Below are 16,871 nucleotides of genomic sequence, written 5' to 3'. Positions count from 1 at the left end.
TCCGGGAAGCCCTGAGCCCGGCGGAGCTCGCCCCGCGTCCCGAGCACCGAGAAGGCCGCCCCGAGCGCCCACCACACCAGCACGCGCACCGGCCCACCACGCTCAGAAAACCGACCAGCCCGTCAGCGTGGTGAAGTAATCGAGGGCGGCGACACCGGCCACCGAGTTGCCGCGCGCATCGAGTCCGGGGCTCCACACGCACAGCGTGCATCGCCCCGGTATGACGGCGATGATGCCGCCGCCGACGCCGCTCTTGCCCGGCAGCCCGACCCGGTACGCGAAGTCGCCCGCCGCATCGTAGGTGCCGCAGGTCAGCATGACCGCGTTGATCTGCTTCGCCTCGCGTCTGGGCAGCAGCCTGGTCCCATCCGCGCGCAGCCCGTGGCGAGCCAGAAAGCCGCCGGCCAGCGCCACATCGCGGCAGCTCATCTCGACCGAGCACTGCCAGAAGTAGTGCTGTAGGACGGTCGGTACGGGGTTGTCGAGGTTGCCGTAGCTGGCCATGAAGTACGCGAGCGCGGCGTTGCGGTCACCGTGGTCGGTTTCGGAGAGCGCCACGGACGGGTCGAAGGCCAGATTCGGGTTGTTGCTCTCGGCTCGCAGGAAGTCCAGGAGCACGGTGCTCGCATCGCCGGTGAGGGTCTGGAGTCGGTCGGTGACGACCAGCGCGCCGGCGTTGATAAACGGGTTACGCGGCACGCCGTTCTCGTATTCGAGCTGCACCAGGGAGTTGAACGAGCTGCCTGATGGCTCCCTGCCGACCCGCTCCCAGATCACCTCACCGCCGTGCGCAAGCACCAGCGCGAGGCTGAAGGTCTTGGAGATGCTCTGTATGGAGAACGGCTGCGTCCAGTCCCCCACCCCGTACACCTCGCCGTCCATATCGGCGATCGCCATGCCGAAGTGATCGGCGCTGACCGAGGCGAGTGCCGGGATGTACTGCGCCACCTGGCCCTGCCCGATCTGTGCTTGCACCGCGGCAGCTACCTCTTCTAGCGCCCCTTGATAGTCCATGTGCTTGCCCCGTGTTCCCTTGCCTTTTCCCGCAGCGTTCCGGCAGCGGCCTCGCGGCATGCCGCCACCGCCCCACCGCGGCGCTCCGCCGGGCTCCCCCGCGCCTTCCCGCGGCTCGTGCGCCGTGCACTGCGCTCCCCGGGCCGAGGCCCGGGGAGCGCAGTGAGCTGTCAGCGCCATCATGCACCGCGTGATACCACCCGCCACACCGGCGCACGCCCCCATGATTCGCGCCCCTGGTTCGCTCCTTCACCCCACGCGCTCACCTGCGTAAATGCCCTCGATGGCGGTGCGCGGCCGGTGTCCGGCGGCCGGAACGGTTCGCACGGTATCCGAACGGCTAGTCCAACAGCGAGCGTTCCGGTACAAGCGGTTCAGGGAGGCGGTACGCGATCGGGCTACCGCCACGCACCGAACGGAGGCGGCCATGTCCCCACCCATGTCCGCGCGGGACTTCATCAACGGTCTCCGCGACGAGGGCGTGCGAATCAAGGAAGTCGGTGACTGGGAACACCACAACCGCAACGACAAGGGCCCCTGGGGCCCGGTGCACGGCATCATGATTCACCACACGGTCACCTCGGGGGCCGCCGAGACGGTGCGGCTCTGCCGTGACGGGCATCCGAGCCTGCCGGGGCCGCTGTGCCACGGCGTCATCACCAAGGACGGCGCGGTGCATCTGGTCGGTTACGGCCGGGCCAACCACGCCGGGCTCGGCGACGATGACGTGCTGAGAGCGGTGATCGGCGAGAAGACGCTGCCGTCCGACAACGAGGCCAACACCGATGGCAACCGCCACTTCTACGGCTTCGAGTGCGAAAACCTTGGCGACGGCAAAGATCCTTGGCCGGACGCCCAGTTGGAGGCCATCGAGCGCGCCTCCGCGGCCATCTGCCGCCACCACGGATGGACCGAGCGATCCGTCATCGGCCACCTGGAATGGCAGCCGGGCAAGGTGGACCCCAGGGGCTTCAGCATGAAAAGCATGCGGGAGCGCATCCACGACCGGCTGAAGTAGCCGCAAGCGGTCAGCACAGTGCCGGCCCCCACCGGCCCGCACCACGGTGCGCCGCCGCCGACTCGTGCTCGCCGCCGGCCGTCGCGCCGTGTGCCTCCCCGCGCGCGGCGGGACGACCGGCGGCCGGCCGACAATGGACGGGTGAGCAGCAACGCCCCCGCCCCTGACCCCGCCGGACGCCCCGCCTCCACCGGCATCGATGCCGGCATCGGCCACACCCGCGCCCCCGCCGATGACGAGACCGGCCTCGGCTCCCTGCACCCTCGGCTGCCGTCCCCGCTCCAGGAGGTCAAAGACGCACGGTTCGCGCGCCATGGCGTACGGCTGCTGCTCAAACGGGACGACCTGATCCACCCCGAGTTGCCCGGCAACAAGTGGCGAAAGCTGGAACTGAACCTGCGCGCCGCCGCCGACACGGGGCCACGCCCGCTGCTGACGTTCGGCGGTGCGTACTCCAATCATCTGCGTGCTACCGCCGCCGCCGGCCGGCTGCTCGGCCTGCCCACCATCGGCGTCGTACGCGGCAACGAACTAGCCAGCCAGCCGCTCAACCCCGTCCTTCGGCAGTGCGCCGCCGATGGCATGCGGCTGCACTTCCTCACCAGATCCGCATACCGTCACAAGGCCGAGCCCGAGGTGCTCGACGCGCTGCGCGCCCGGTTCGGCGCGTGTTACGTGATACCCGAGGGCGGCAGCAACGCGCTGGCCGCACAGGGGTGCGCCACGCTGGGCCGGGAACTGCGGGCGGCCCTCGCCTCAGCCGACGGTCCACTCATCGTCGGTGTGGCGTGCGGCACGGGCGGCACCCTGGCCGGGCTCGCCGCCGGACTCGCGGAAGGGCCCGAGCCCCGGCCACGGGTCATCGGTTTTCCCGTGCTCAAGGGCGGCTTCCTGGGGGCAGAGGTCGCCGCGCTGCAAGCCGCGGCGTTTGGGGCGCGCACCGGCGACTGGGAGCTGAACGAACGCTTTCACGGTGGCGGGTACGCGCGCACGACGCCGGAAATCGACGCCTTTGCCCAGGACTTCACACGTCGGCACGGACTCGTACTAGACCGCATCTATGTGGCCAAAATGCTGTACGGGCTGACGATCTTGGCGGAGGAGGGCACGTTCGCTCCCGGCGCCACGGTCATCGCGGTGATCACAGGCCCGGCCCTCACGGCGTAACCCCCACGCAGGTCGGCCCGGTCCGTCGGGCCGCACACCGCCGGCGCGCGACATACACACACCGCTCAGACGACCACCTGCGCGCCCCACGCTCACCCCAACGCACCCGGGCAGCTACTCCTCGCCCTCGCGGTACGCCGCCGCCTCCTCCAAATCCAGTCGGCGCAGCAGCGTCCGTAGCATCTCGTCGTCGATGCGCCGCTCATCCCGCAGCCGTACGAACGCCTCCCGCTCGGCCCCGATCACCTCGCGGAAGAGCCGCCGGTACGTCTCGTCCACCGATTCGCCCGTGGCCGCGCTCACCGTGCCGAGCCGCTCCCACACCGCGTTGCGGCGCCGCTCGACGACCGTCCGCAGCCGGTCGGCCAGCGGCAGGGGGAGCTGGTTGCGCTCGTCCGCGAGCAGTTCCGTCAGCCGCTGCTCGGCCGCCTGCGATGCCTTGCTCTGCGCCTGCGCCTCAGCCAGCGTCTCGCCGCGCACATCGCGGCCCGGCAGCCGTAGCGCACGAATCAGCGTCGGCAACGTAAGCCCCTGCACGACGAGCGTGCCGATCACGGTGCTGAAGGTGAGCAGCAGCACCAGGTCACGGGCCGGAAAAACGTCCCCGCCATGGGCGGCCGTGGGCAGGGAAAAGGCAATGGCCAGCGACACCACGCCGCGCATCCCCGCCCAGCCCACGATGGCCGGGGCCTTCCAATCCACATCGGGCTCCCGCTGCCTGACCCGCGTCGAAAGCGCGCGCGGTACGAAGGTCGCCGGGAAGACCCAGAGATAGCGCACGACCACCACGGCGAGGAACACCGCCGTGGCGTACCAGAGCGTTTCCCCGATCCCGTACTCGCCAAGGCCCCGCAGCACGACGGGCAGTTGCAGGCCGATCAGCGCGAAGACCACCGACTCCAGCACGAAGGAGACCATCTTCCACACCGCGTGTTCCTGAAGCCTGGTCGCGAAGTCCACCTGCCAGGAGTGATGGCCCAAATGCAGCGCAACGACCACCACGGCCAACACTCCCGACGCCTCGACCTGCTCGGCGACCGCGTACGCGACAAACGGGATGAGAAGCGACAGCGTGTTTTGCAACAGCGGCTCCCGAAGCCGGGTCCGCAGCCAGTGCAGCGGCACCATCAACACCGCCCCGACCACCACCCCGCCCACCGCCGCTACGAGGAACTCCCGCACGCCCGAGCCCCAGGTGGCGCCCTCGCCGACCGCGGCGGCCAGCGCCACCTTGTAGGCCGTGATCGCGGTGGCGTCGTTGACCAGCGACTCGCCCTGCAAGATCGTGGTGATGCGAGACGGCAGCCCGGCCTTGCGGGCGATGGCGGTGGCCGCGACCGCGTCGGGCGGGGCGATCACTGCGCCAAGCACCAGCGCCGAGGTCAAGGGCAGCCCCGGAACCACCAGATACGCGATCCACCCAACGGCAAGCGTCGCGAAGAGCACATAGCCGACCGACAGCAGCGCGACCGGCCGCAGATTCGCCCGCAGATCCAAATAGGAGCTCTCCAACGCGGCCATGTGCAGCAGGGGCGGCAACAGCAGCGGCAGCACGACATGCGGGTCCAGCGCGTACTCGGGCACACCCGGCACGTACGAGGCGACCAGACCGGCGGCGACGAGCAGCAACGGCCCCGGCACCGGGGTACGGCGGGCCGCACCGGCGATCGCCGCACTGCCCGCAACCAGCATCAGCAAGGGAATGACGTCCATCGGCCCGCGCCCATCCCATCCTCACGGCTCGCACGTCTCGTACGGCCCTCACCGCCCCATGTTTCCCCCAGACCACGCTCTCCCCACGGCCGGCAGGGTCCGCCGTGGCAGGCATGACCCGCATGGCCGCGCACACAAGGCGCCCTCCCTGATCCACCCGACCCGTACCGCCCGTACCGCCAGCGCCGCCCAGCCCCGGGGCTCGCGGCGCGCTTGCCGCTTCCCTCACCCGTCGAGGCCGGACGAAGCGGCTTAGGCTTGCCACCATGAGCGAGTGCCTCCATGTCGCCGAGTTGCCGCGCCCCGAACCCGCCGCCCAGAGCGCGGCCTGCCTGGAGTGCGTCGAGGCCGGCACCCACCCCGTTCACCTGCGGCTATGCCTGAGCTGCGGCCATGTTGGCTGCTGCGACTCCTCCCCACTTCGGCACGCTTCGGCCCACCACGCTGCCAGCGGCCACCCGGTCATGCGCTCGTTCGAACCGGACGAGAACTGGCGCTGGTGCTTCGCTGACCAGACCCTCGTCTGAGTCTGAGTCTGAATCGGAGGCCGGGGTCTGGGCCCGAGGTCTGGGCCCGGGGTCTGGGGTCTGGGCCCGACGCTGGTGGCGCGGCGCGGGCGCGGGTTTGGCTCGCCGCCGTGTAGTGGGCCAACTGCGGGCCCCACGCAGGCGAGCGGCCATCGGGTCGGGCCCGGCGCCTCGGCTGTCGGACCCCCCGGTTACCTTTGGCCGCATGATCCGACCAGCGACACCCGGCGACGTCCCCGCGATCCACGCGATGGTCCGCGAACTCGCGGAGTACGAGCGTGAGCCGAAGGCGGCCAAGGCCACCGAGGAGCAACTGCGCGTCGCCCTCTTCGGCGAGCACCCGGCCGTCTTCGCCCTGATAGCTGAGCAGCCCGTCGAGCCCGCCGCCGGTGGGCCCGCCGCCGGCGAGCCCGAGGGCGCCGCTGTCGAGCCGGTCGGCTTCGCGCTGTGGTTCCGCAACTTCTCCACGTGGACCGGCACGCACGGGGTCTACCTGGAGGATCTGTACGTTCGCCCATCGGCACGTGGCGGCGGCCACGGCAAGGCATTGCTGGCCGCACTGGCGCGAATTTGCGTGGACCGTGGCTATGAGCGCTGCGAGTGGACGGTCCTCGACTGGAACGAGCCCTCGATCATGTTTTACAAGTCCCTTGGCGCCGAAGCGATGGACGAGTGGACGGTGCGGCGGCTGTCCGGCGCCCCGCTGCGAAGCCTCGCGGCGCTTGCCGAAGAGACCTGCTAGGCAGCACCGACACACTGTGCTGAGCAGGGACGACGGCCCCTCTTGAGGAGGCGAAGGGTGTCGGGGTGATCAACAGGGCGCCATCTCTTTCAATTTGAGGCCACAGACCCCTACCACTGTGCGTATTCATGTGCTTACCATGAGTGACAGTCGTGGTCCTCGGGCTCCGTACTCCCCTGGGGCGAGCCATGCTCCGTCCAGGCGACACGAGGCCACAGATCGCGATAGCGTCGCAGCCGAACCATGTGCCGCGCCAGTTCGTCTGCCTCCACCATAAGGGCTGACGGCCGGCGCTCATATCAGCTCAACCAGCTTGTGTCACCTTGGAGGTGAGGGTGTCCCAGATCGCAGGCGAGCCCGGGACCCAGGACTTCGTGGAAGTCCGGTTGCCCGCTGCGGGTGCCTACCTGTCGGTGTTGCGTACGGCCACAGCCGGCCTAGCAGCCCGTTTGGACTTCACCCTCGACGAAATCGAGGACCTACGCATTGCCGTGGATGAGGCATGCGCGATCCTCCTTCAACAAGCGGTTCCTGGCAGCGTCCTCAAATGCGTCTTCCGACTGGTCGGCGACGCGCTACGGGTCACGGTTTCCGCACCAACTACAGATGGTCGCGCTCCCGAGCGCGACACCTTCGCCTGGACGGTGCTCTCCGCGCTGGCCGGCGAGGTTGACTCCACGGTTGCCGATGACCGCACGGTCACCATCAGCCTGCACAAGAAGCGCGGCGCCGGTCCCGGACAGCCGTGACGGAAAGGGGGGCTCCGTGAGCACTGCATCATCGCGAGGGGTGCGCACCCCGGCCATCCCGCAGCAGCCGGACCGGCCGCATCCCGCGGACCCGGAGTCGGCCGGCGACGGACCAGAGCGGGCGGACCACATGGATCAGCACCAACACGAGAAGCGCAGTCACGATCCACAGGACCGAAGCGGCGCACGGGCGATGTTCATAGAGCTGCGCCAGCTCCCCGACGGCTCCATGGAGCGGGCCGAGTTGCGCAACCACCTCGTGCGGATGCACCTCCCGCTGGTGGAACATCTCGCGCGGCGCTTCCGCAACCGCGGGGAACCGCTCGATGACCTCACCCAGGTCGCCACCATCGGGCTGATCAAGTCCGTTGACCGGTTCGACCCGGACCGCGGCGTGGAGTTCTCCACGTACGCAACGCCCACGGTCGTCGGTGAGATCAAGCGGCACTTCCGGGACAAGGGCTGGGCGGTGCGGGTGCCGCGCAGGCTTCAGGAACTGCGGCTGGCCCTCACCACAGCCACCGCTGAGCTGTCCCAGCGGCATGGCCGTGCTCCCACCGTGCACGAGTTGGCCGAGCATCTGGGCATCTCCGAGGAAGAGGTGCTGGAGGGGCTGGAGTCCGCCAACGCCTACAGCACGCTCTCGCTCGACGTCCCTGACACGGACGACGAGTCCCCGGCGGTCGCGGACACCCTCGGCGCGGAGGACGAGGCGCTGGAGGGCGTCGAGTACCGCGAGTCCCTCAAGCCGCTACTTGAGGACCTGCCACCACGCGAGAAGAAGATTCTGCTGCTGCGTTTCTTCGGCAACATGACCCAGTCGCAGATCGCCCAGGAGGTCGGCATCTCCCAGATGCACGTCTCCCGACTCCTTGCGCGCACCCTCGCCCAACTTCGGGAAAGGCTGCTCGTGGAGGAGTGAGCACGCCACACACACCACACCGGCGGCCTCGTCGAGCCGAGGGCGCCGGCCCCATCGGGCAGCGCCACCCGCCCGTGCCCACGGCCCCCGCACACCACCCCATGTGGGGGCACGTGCACGGGGCCGTACGCGGATCAGCGGTCAGCGGTGGCGGTAGCAGTGGGGGTAGCAGTCAGCGCGAAACGTCGTGCGGCTCGCCTCGGAGTCCGAGGCGAGCCGCACGACGTGCTGGCAGGGCACCACGCCGCACATGGGGCGCGGTGAGCGTTACGCGTCCCGTGGCCCGATGCCGAGCGCCTCGGTCGCGGTGGGGTTGACGAGCAGCACGAGGACCGTGATGGCGGCGATGGCGATGCCGATCCCGCCCGCGATCAGCAGACCTCCGGAGTTGATCAGCGTCCACGCCACCGGCAGCGCCATGATCTGCGTAATCATCGCCGGTCCGCGGCTCCAACTGCGGCGCAGCCACAGTCCGCGGGCAGCCACCAGCGGCAGCGCCGCCAGGACGAAGAACACGACCGCGAGAATCTCCGTCTGCTGCGGACTGTCCGGGTCACCGACCAAGCCCATCACCACCAGGTAAACCCCGTACGCGGCGAGCAGTGCGCCCTCGACGACCGCGATGACCGCGGCACCGGTCAGCCGAGCAGGACGCGGGCCCGCCGGCTCGTCAGCCGCCCCATCGGCCGTGGCGCGGCTGGGCGAGGTGCGCTCATCAGCGGCACGGCTTCGGTCCGCGGGCGCCTGGGAAGCGGGGGCCACCGGGGCCCGGTCGTCGTCCGAAGCCGTCTTACGCTGTGTTTCAGCTGTGTCAGCTGTGTCAGCTGTTCCAGCTGTTTCGGCTGCTTTTGCCGCTTTAGCTGTCTTGGCGGCTCCGGCAGCCTTCTGTCGGCGCTGCCCGGGGCTACGGTTCTGCTTGCTGCTCACCCATGCAGGGTAGTCCGTCCGCTGCCCTGCCCCGTGGGGCCCCGAAGCTGGGCCCCCAAACACCCCGAGCCCGGCCCCTGTGAGCCGTGGAGGCGCACCCGGGGGGTGGGAGCTCCATCAGCAGCTAGGTAGTCTGCATCGCATGCGCGCGCTCCTCGTGGTCAATCCGGCAGCAACCACCACCAGTGCCCGCACCCGTGATGTGTTGACCCATGCACTCGCCAGCGACCTCAAGCTGGAGGTCGCGAACACGGAGTATCGGGGGCACGCCCGCGATCTGGCCCGCCGAGCGGCCGAGAGCGGCACGTACGACGTGGTGGTCGCGCTCGGTGGCGACGGCACCGTCAACGAGGTGGTCAACGGGTTGCTGCACCATGGCCCGTCCCCGAGCGATCTGCCCCGGCTCGCCGTGGTGCCGGGTGGTTCCACCAACGTGTTCGCACGGGCACTCGGCCTGCCCAACCATGCGGTGGAGGCGACCGGCGCGCTACTGGCCGCGTTGCGCGAGGGCAGCGAGCGCACGGTGGGCCTTGGCCTTGCGGCGGGCACCCCGGGCACGGCGGACGAGGCAGTGCCCGAGCGCTGGTTCACCTTCTGCGCGGGCTTCGGGTTCGATGCCGGCGTCATCGGCCGGGTCGAGCAGCAGCGAGAGCGCGGCAAGCGTTCGACCCACGCCTTGTACGTACGGCAGACCTTGCGACAGTTTCTCGGTGAGCCGCATCGCAGGCAGGGCGCCATCACCATCGAACGGCCAGGCGAGGACCCGATCTCCGACCTGGCGCTGTCGATAGTGTGCAACACCTCACCATGGACGTACTTCGGCAACCGGCCGATCTATGCATCGCCCCAGGCGTCCTTCGACACCGGCCTTGACGTGCTCGGATTGACAAAGCTGACCACCCCGGCGGTCGCCCGTTACGCGACCCACCTGCTCACCTCCACTCCGGAGCGCGGTCCGCACGGCAAGCACGCGGTCACCCTGCATGACCTCACCGACTTCACCTTGCAATCACAGGTTCCACTGCCCCTCCAGATGGACGGCGACCACCTGGGACTGCGTACGAGCGTGACGTTCACAGGCGTACGCCATGCACTGCGTGTGATTGTGTGAGTGGCAGGCCCAAAACTCCTTCCACTCGAACGTTTAGGCTGGCCTCCACCCTGTGGAAGTACGGCTGTGACTGAGGCGACACCGTGGATTCAAAAAAAACTTTCCGGAAGGGGTTGTATCCGTCGCCGAGGTTTGCGAGTCTCTTCATGGCGATCGGGACGGCTGCACACGGGCCCCCTTGAGAGCCCGAATCCTCCTCCTTATGACTTCAGGTCCGCACCGGGCAACTGGGCGGCGGCCCTTCCATTGCAGGGGGATTCGTGAAAGCGTTCACATTCACAAGCAATGATCCCGCAATACGAGGAGATGGAGCAGCCATGGACTGGCGTCACAACGCCGTTTGCCGCGAGGAAGATCCCGAGCTGTTCTTCCCCATCGGCAACACCGGTCCTGCGCTGCTGCAGATCGAGGAAGCCAAGGCCGTCTGCCGCCGCTGCCCCGTCATGGAGCAGTGCCTGCAGTGGGCGCTTGAGTCCGGCCAGGACTCCGGCGTCTGGGGTGGCCTCAGCGAGGACGAGCGCCGCGCAATGAAGCGCCGCGCCGCTCGCAACCGGGCGCGCAACGCCAGCGCCTGACCGCAGCCCCTCGGCCCCCGAGCCGCAGCGCGCAGTACCCCAATGCTCTGCCAGGCTCCGCCCCCGGTCTTTGACCGGGAGGTGCCAAGGGCGGTGCCCCCACAGCAACGTGAGCTTTGAGCCCCGGACCAGATGGGTCCGGGGCTCAGTGCTGTGTGGGGTCCGCCGCCCCACTGCGCACATCAACACACGCTCACCAAGAAACCCGCACATCAGGGGCACATGGCATGCGCGTGCGCTGACGTGATTGTCCGGACACCTCCGCCGTAAGGCGTGTCCCAGCGCGCGAAAGAACACCGCGTAGGCAACGGTCAGATATCGATCGCCGGCAGGTTCCCGCACTGAGCCCAGCAACCCACGCCTATCTCCCCCTGCGGCCCGGCCGTAGCCGGCTCGTCGGGCCGCTGGGCACATAACGAATGAGCGACGTTCACTGACGCCCCATCAACTATCGGTGCAGGAACCGATTCCGCGTACGCTCGCCGACCATGCGTACGCCTGCGAGCGGCGCATGCGGTCGTCAGCTCCGCGTTCAAGCAGGGGCACGCATGCTCGTAGACCGACGATGCGCGCGCCTCGTACCTCCACGAAGGTGCGCGTGTGCGAGCGCGGCGGCGGATGTGTTCTCGTGCCCTGACGGTGCACTTACCGGCGGCGCGAGCGGCGCGTGTTGGGGCGTGCGGTGCGGGCATACGGTCGGGGCGCGCGCCCGTTGGGTGTTGTGGGCCCACGCGCCGGTCCGGTACGCCGCAGGCCCACAGGTGTTCGGGGCGTCAGCTCTTTTTGGCGCGCACCGGGAGGTCGAGGATGACCCGGGTTCCGCCGGTGGGTGCCGGGAGCATGTCGAACGTGCCGACCAACTCCCCCTCGACCAGGGTGCGGACGATCTGGAGGCCGAGGTTCCCCGCCCGGCGCGGGTCGAATCCCTCCGGCAGCCCGCGCCCGTTGTCCTGCACCGTGACCAGCAACCGGCCCTCGGTCCTGGTACCACCGCGCACCGCGCTGACCTCGACCATGCCCTGCTCACCTGGGCCAAAGCCATGCTCAAGGGCGTTTTGCAACACCTCGGTGAGCACCATGGCCAGCGGCGTGGCCACCTCGGCGTCGAGGATGCCGAACCGTCCGGTGCGCCGAGCGGCGACCGTGCCCGGCGCGATCTCGGCCACCATGGCGAGCACTCGATCGGCGATCTCGTCGAACTCGACACGCTCGTCCAAATTCTGCGACAGGGTCTCGTGCACGATCGCGATCGAACCGACCCTGCGCACGGCCTCGTTGAGCGCCTCGCGGCCCTGCTCCGAATCCATCCGCCGAGCCTGGAGCCGCAAGAGGGCAGCCACGGTCTGTAGGTTGTTCTTCACCCGGTGATGGATCTCGCGGATGGTGGCGTCCTTGGTGATCAGCTCCCGTTCCCTGCGCCGCAGTTCGGTGACGTCGCGCAGCAGTACGAGCGAGCCGATATGGGTGCCCTTGGGCTTGAGCGGAATGGCGCGCAACTGGATGACGCCCTCCTCGCCCTCGACTTCGAACTCCCGCGGAGCCCAGCCGCTGGCCAGTTTGACCAGTGCCTCGTCCACTGGCCCGCGGGCGGGCGCAAGCTCGGCAGTGGTACGTCCCAGGTGGTGGCCCACCAGGTCAGCGGCGAGGCCAAGGCGGTGATAGGCGGAGAGCGCGTTGGGGCTCGCGTACTGGACGACGCCTTCCGCATCGAGCCTGATGAGCCCGTCCCCCGCACGCGGCGACGCGTCCATGTCCACCTGCTGGCCGGGAAACGGAAAGGTCCCGGCAGCGATCATCTGGGCAAGGTCGGAGGCGCTTTGCAGATACGTGAGCTCCAGTCGGCTCGGAGTCCGTACCGTCAGCAGATTGGTGTTGCGCGCGATGACCCCGAGCACCCGGCCGTCGCGGCGCACGGGGATCGACTCCACCCGAACCGGCACCTCCTCACGCCACTCCGGGTCGCCCTCGCGGACGATGCGGCCCTCATCGAGCGCGGCGTCCAGCATCGGACGGCGTCCCCGCGGAACGAGGTGGCCCACCATGTCGTCCTGGTACGAGGTGGGCCCGGTGTTGGGCCGCATCTGCGCCACCGAGACGTAGCGAGTCCCATCCCGGGTGGGGACCCACAGCACCAGGTCGGCGAAGGACAGGTCGGAGAGCAACTGCCACTCCGAAACCAGCAGGTGAAGCCACTCAAGGTCGGAATCACCGAGAGCGGTGTGCTGGTGTACGAGATCGTTCATGGAGGGCACGCCGCGAGCCTACCCGGGCCCTGCCCCAGGCCAGTCTGCACGGAGCCGTAGACAGCGGAGAATGGTCTAGTCCACAATAACGACAGCGACTTCCGCTCTCCCCGCACAGGAGAGCGGACCGAGGCTGACGGTGCTCTCTGCCCTGACCGCGCCGAGCCTCAGATCGGCCACATTGGCCGATGCAACTCCGGGCTGCGGTGCCGGGCGGGTTGAGGGTCCCGCCCTGGCGCCGCGGCCCGCGGGTCTTTTACGAGGCGCCCGATTCCGCCACGGGTGACCCGCGCCCCTCCCCCGCTGCACCCCGCACCTCGGCAGGCCAGGCCGCCATCGCGGTGTGCGCCACGGCTTCCAGCGTCTCCCGGTCCACGCCGTCCCTGGCCTGTTGGGCCATGCCGTGCAGCACGACCGTGCAGTAGACGGCGAGCGCATGGGCGTCCGTATGGCTTGGCAAAATCCCCGCCGCAATGTCGGCGCCGATGCGCCGCTCGATCGCCGCAACCCCGTCGTTACGGCGGCCGGCGAGACCCTGGGCGACCTCTGCGGACTGGGTGGTGCAGTTGATCGCGGCGCTGATCAGCATGCAGCCGCGCGGGTAGCCGGGCAGCGTATGCCAGGCCGCGGCCTCATGAAGCATGCGGGCAACGCCCTGGTGAGCGGTCGGCTCCTCTTCGAGCGCACGGCCGATGAAGCCGCCGAAGTCGCGCAGGTACGTCTCGATGGCCTCTTCGAACAGCGTCTTCTTGTCCCCGAAGGCCGCATAGAGGCTCGGCGCCTTGACGCCCATCACGCGGGTGAGGTCGGCGATGGAGACCGCCTCGAAGCCGCGGTCCCAAAACTCTATGGTCGCGGCCCGCAGCGCCGCATCACGGTCAAAGGAGCGGGGCCTGCCGCGCCTCACCGCCCCTTCGCATCCCTCGTTCGTGGTAACCATTTCCCCATTCTATAGCGACCACTAATCAATGTGTTACGGTCCTTCTGTAGCGACTCCTAAAGAAAGAAGGGGGCGTAGCCATGGGCGCGCTCAACGGCAAGACGGCTCTGGTCACCGGTGGCAGTCGGGGCATCGGGCGAGGCATCTCCGAGCGGCTGGCACGGGACGGCGCCAGGGTGGCCGTGCACTACGGGCGCAATGACGCGGCGGCGCGGGAGACGGTGGCGGCGATCGAGACGGCAGGCGGACAGGCGTTCGCGCTGCGTGCCGAGCTTGGGGTGCCGGGAGACGCAGAGACCCTGTGGGCCGCCTTCGACGAGCAGGCCGACGGGCTCGACATCCTGGTCAACAATGCGGGAATCGTCGAGTCGAAGGACCCGATCGCCACGGTGACACCGGAGGCGTTCGACCGGGTCTTCGCGGTGAACGCCAAGGCACCTTTCTTCGTGACCCAGCTCGGACTGTCACGGCTGCGGGACGGCGGCAAGATCGTCAACATCTCCACGACGCTGACCCGGGGCGCCGCCATACCGGATTTGATCGGTTACTCCATGACCAAGGGCGCCATCGACGTTCTCACGATGACCCTCGCCAAGGAGCTTGGCCCCCGCGGGATATCGGTGAACGCGGTAGCGCCGGGCGTGGTGGACACCGACATGAACGCGGACTGGTTGCGCAACGAACCCGAGGCCCTGGCTGCCGCCGCCGAGGCATCGCCTTTCAACCGAGTAGCCAAGGCCGATGACATAGCCGACATCGTGGCCTTCTTGTCCTCACCAGACAGCCGGTGGGTCACCGGCCAGTGGATCGACGCATCGGGAGGCGCGCTGGTCTGACCGACGCTGGAATGGCCGACAGAGCCCACCTCGGGCACTTCAGGTGGAAAACGCCTCGGATGGGGGCGGGGGCACGACTGAACGTGCCGAACGTGGCAGACGATCGAACGTGGCGGACAGGGCAAACGGGGCAGGGGCAGCGCCCGAACGCCCAGCCGTACGGCCCACCGGCCATCGCTCCCAAGGCTCGGCCTCCGCACTTCCCCAACCGCCGGCGCCAACCGATCAGCCGGCTCGTCCCCCGATCGGAGCGCTCCTACCGGTGGCGGGCCCCGGTTGGCCCGACGCTGCCCCGGGCAGGTGCGCGCCCTACCAGCAGGCATGCGCCCTATCGGCCGGGCCGGTGTACGCCCTACCGACAGATGTCCGTCGCTCGGCACGGACATGGGCACGGGCACGGGCACGGGCGCTAAACATGGGCATGAGGAGGGGAGGGGGGAGGGGAGGGCGTCGGCACAAGCATGGGGATGAGCCCCAGCCCCAGCAATGGCCCCCAGCCCAGCACCAGCACACGGATGCTGTGCCCGGCCTCGCCGGGCACCTCACCAGGCGGACCATCAGGTGCCTCACCGGGCGCCTCACCGGGCGCCTCACCAGGCGCATGACCGAGTGCCTCACCGGGCCGCATTACCGTACGGCTTCGCCGCCAGTGATGACCTCCGCCGCGGCGCGTCCGCAGACTCGGGCTGCGCCGTGAGTGGCGATGTGCAGGGCGCCGATGGGCGCTGCCTGGGGTACGCCCATTTCCACGACGATCGTGTTGGGCCGTGCGGCGACCAAGGCGTTGAGGCCCTCGGTCATCCAGTGGTGTCGGTGGACGTCTCGCACGACCGCGACGATCGGGCGTTTGCCCGCCGCAGCGCACACCCGCGCGATCGTCGCGGGCACACCGTCGCGGGTCATTCGGGCCTTGGTCACGGGTTCGGTCTCGGTGCCGGGGAGCAGCCGGGCCAGTTCGGCCGCGACGCCCCACGGGGTGTCATCGCCGACCGCGATGCTCGCCATGGGGGTGAAGGCGGCGACGTAGGCGGACTGTTGGAGCGGGCTGAAACCCTGCTCACCGGCGGTCACGCGGACGGCGCGGCGCGCGGCAGTGAGGCCCACCTCGGGGGCGGCGGGTACGGCGTGCGCTGCCCGCCCGGCCGGCGCGCTGGTCGGCCCCGAGGCCGACGCCAGGGCTGCATCCGAGCCCGAGACTGACGCGAGGACCGCGGACTGCGCCGAGCCCGAGGCCGAGGCTGACGCCATAGCCTGGGCCGACATCGGGGCCGAGGCCGAGGCCGAGGCCGACCTGGGGGCCGAGGCTACGAAGGAGGCCGCGTGCTGGGTGCCGAGGCGGGCCCAAGCACCCAGGGCGCGGACCCGGGCCGCGGCGTCGGCGAGCCGCTCCTCCGTCAGTTCGCCGACGTGTACGGCCCGTACGAGGGCATCGTGCAACCGCTGCACGGTTTCCTCGTCGGCCAGGCCGCCACCGACGCAGATGGCATCAGCACCGGCGGCGATGGCCAGCACACAGCCGTGTTCCAGGCCGTATGTCGCGGAGATCGCTTTCATTTCCATGGCGTCGGTGACGATCAACCCGTCGAAGCCGAGTCCGCCATCGGCCACGGGCTGCCGCAGCAGGCCATGTAGGGCGGCGGAGCTGAGGGTGGCGGGCCGGATCGGGTCGAGGGCGGGCACCAGGATGTGCGCGCTCATCACCGCGCGGGTCCCGGCCGCCACGGCGGCGCGGAAGGGCACCAGATCACGGCGGTCCAAGACGGTCCGGTCGGCGTCGATACGCGGGAGGTCATGGTGCGAGTCCACGGCGGTGTCGCCGTGGCCGGGGAAGTGTTTGACGCTCGTGGCGACCCCGGCCGCCTGCATGCCCTCCACATAGGCCGCGGTGTGCCGGGCCACCAGGGCCGGGTCTGCGCCGAAGGAGCGGACGCCGATCACCGGGTTGTCCGGATTGGCGTTGACGTCGGCGGCCGGCGCCCAGTTGAGGTTGATTCCGCACTCGGCTAGGCGCCGGCCGATCTCCTGGGCGACGGCCCGGGTGAGGTCCGGGTCGTCCACTGCGCCAAGGGCCAAGTTGCCGGGGAAGGAGGAGCCCTCGTTCACCTCAAGGCGGGTGACGTCGCCACCCTCCTCATCGATAGCCACCAACAGGTCACCACGTTCCGCCCGCATCCGACCGGTGAGCGCGGCGAGCTGCTCGGGCCCAACGACGTTGCGGCCGAACAGCGCGACGGACGCTAGCCCCTCGTCAATCCTGCGAAGCAGCCAGTCGGGGGCGGAGGTGGTGCCCTTGAAACCCGGCTGGAGGACGGCGAGGGCGTCCCTGGTCAGGGAGTCGGTGGAGGCGAAGGCGGAGGTGGTCATCGTGCAGCGGTGTCCCTTGAGGT

15 protein-coding genes are annotated in these 16,871 nt (G+C 69.5%); 9 read left to right on the top strand and 6 right to left on the bottom strand.

Features of this window, described 5'->3' with window-relative positions; translation table 11 throughout:
- Positions 1-102 precede the first annotated feature (102 nt).
- The gene (locus FHS42_RS18910) at positions 103-1,014 is read right to left on the bottom strand and encodes a glutaminase (protein WP_184573418.1); all 912 of its coding nucleotides are present in this window, start codon (positions 1,012-1,014) and stop codon (positions 103-105) included.
- A gap of 427 nt (positions 1,015-1,441) precedes the next feature.
- On the opposite strand from FHS42_RS18910, the gene FHS42_RS18905 reads away from it, so the two are divergent.
- The gene (locus tag FHS42_RS18905; RefSeq protein ID WP_184573417.1) at positions 1,442-2,032 is read left to right on the top strand and encodes an N-acetylmuramoyl-L-alanine amidase; all 591 of its coding nucleotides are present in this window, start codon (positions 1,442-1,444) and stop codon (positions 2,030-2,032) included.
- Positions 2,033-2,227: 195 nt separating this feature from the next.
- Positions 2,228-3,199, top strand: a complete 972-nt coding sequence (locus FHS42_RS18900) for a 1-aminocyclopropane-1-carboxylate deaminase/D-cysteine desulfhydrase (RefSeq protein ID WP_376772633.1) — start codon at positions 2,228-2,230, stop codon at positions 3,197-3,199.
- A gap of 114 nt (positions 3,200-3,313) precedes the next feature.
- On the opposite strand, the gene FHS42_RS18895 is transcribed toward FHS42_RS18900, so the two are convergent.
- A complete protein-coding gene (locus tag FHS42_RS18895; protein WP_184573416.1) occupies positions 3,314-4,912 on the bottom strand; it encodes a Na+/H+ antiporter in 1,599 nt (532 codons plus the stop codon).
- Between the two features lie 266 nt (positions 4,913-5,178).
- On the opposite strand from FHS42_RS18895, the gene FHS42_RS18890 reads away from it, so the two are divergent.
- The 4 genes from FHS42_RS18890 to FHS42_RS18875 all read left to right on the top strand — a co-directional run bounded on the left by FHS42_RS18890 (position 5,179) and on the right by FHS42_RS18875 (position 7,852).
- Positions 5,179-5,439, top strand: a complete 261-nt coding sequence (locus FHS42_RS18890) for a UBP-type zinc finger domain-containing protein (protein ID WP_184573415.1) — start codon at positions 5,179-5,181, stop codon at positions 5,437-5,439.
- A 205-nt stretch (positions 5,440-5,644) separates the two neighbouring features.
- Positions 5,645-6,181 (top strand): GNAT family N-acetyltransferase, encoded by a 537-nt coding sequence (locus FHS42_RS18885; protein WP_184573414.1) that lies wholly within the window; start codon positions 5,645-5,647, stop codon positions 6,179-6,181.
- 335 nt (positions 6,182-6,516) lie between these two features.
- Complete coding sequence (locus tag FHS42_RS18880; RefSeq protein ID WP_184573413.1) at positions 6,517-6,930, top strand: ATP-binding protein; 414 nt, start codon at positions 6,517-6,519, stop codon at positions 6,928-6,930.
- Complete coding sequence (locus tag FHS42_RS18875) at positions 6,869-7,852, top strand: RNA polymerase sigma factor SigF (RefSeq protein ID WP_246494962.1); 984 nt, start codon at positions 6,869-6,871, stop codon at positions 7,850-7,852. Before FHS42_RS18880 ends, FHS42_RS18875 begins: the two co-directional genes overlap by 62 nt.
- Before the next feature lie 267 nt (positions 7,853-8,119).
- On the opposite strand, the gene FHS42_RS18870 is transcribed toward FHS42_RS18875, so the two are convergent.
- Positions 8,120-8,614 (bottom strand): hypothetical protein, encoded by a 495-nt coding sequence (locus FHS42_RS18870; RefSeq protein WP_184573567.1) that lies wholly within the window; start codon positions 8,612-8,614, stop codon positions 8,120-8,122.
- Positions 8,615-8,921: 307 nt separating this feature from the next.
- Between FHS42_RS18870 and FHS42_RS18865 the strand changes: the two genes are divergently transcribed.
- Both FHS42_RS18865 and FHS42_RS18860 read left to right on the top strand, forming a co-directional pair.
- Positions 8,922-9,890 (top strand): diacylglycerol/lipid kinase family protein, encoded by a 969-nt coding sequence (locus tag FHS42_RS18865; RefSeq protein WP_184573412.1) that lies wholly within the window; start codon positions 8,922-8,924, stop codon positions 9,888-9,890.
- 317 nt (positions 9,891-10,207) lie between these two features.
- A complete protein-coding gene (locus FHS42_RS18860) occupies positions 10,208-10,465 on the top strand; it encodes a WhiB family transcriptional regulator (protein ID WP_003953983.1) in 258 nt (85 codons plus the stop codon).
- Between the two features lie 773 nt (positions 10,466-11,238).
- On the opposite strand, the gene FHS42_RS18855 is transcribed toward FHS42_RS18860, so the two are convergent.
- Entirely contained in the window at positions 11,239-12,708 is a 1,470-nt protein-coding gene (locus FHS42_RS18855; protein ID WP_184573566.1) for a GAF domain-containing sensor histidine kinase, read from the bottom strand.
- A 256-nt stretch (positions 12,709-12,964) separates the two neighbouring features.
- A complete protein-coding gene (locus FHS42_RS18850) occupies positions 12,965-13,648 on the bottom strand; it encodes a TetR/AcrR family transcriptional regulator (RefSeq protein WP_184573411.1) in 684 nt (227 codons plus the stop codon).
- 80 nt (positions 13,649-13,728) lie between these two features.
- Here FHS42_RS18850 and FHS42_RS18845 point away from each other — a divergent pair, with 80 nt between their 5' ends.
- Complete coding sequence (locus tag FHS42_RS18845; protein ID WP_184573410.1) at positions 13,729-14,484, top strand: SDR family oxidoreductase; 756 nt, start codon at positions 13,729-13,731, stop codon at positions 14,482-14,484.
- Between the two features lie 627 nt (positions 14,485-15,111).
- On the opposite strand, the gene FHS42_RS18840 is transcribed toward FHS42_RS18845, so the two are convergent.
- Positions 15,112-16,848: a glycoside hydrolase family 3 protein gene (locus FHS42_RS18840; protein WP_184573409.1), complete on the bottom strand. Its 1,737-nt coding sequence runs from the start codon at positions 16,846-16,848 to the stop codon at positions 15,112-15,114.
- Positions 16,849-16,871: the final 23 nt, after the last annotated feature.

The organism is Streptomyces zagrosensis (genome assembly GCF_014203645.1).
In the GTDB taxonomy this organism is placed as follows: Bacteria; Actinomycetota; Actinomycetes; order Streptomycetales; family Streptomycetaceae; genus Streptomyces; species Streptomyces zagrosensis.
Note: the sequence above shows the minus strand (reverse complement) of the source record. Positions and strands in the feature narration are given on the sequence as shown.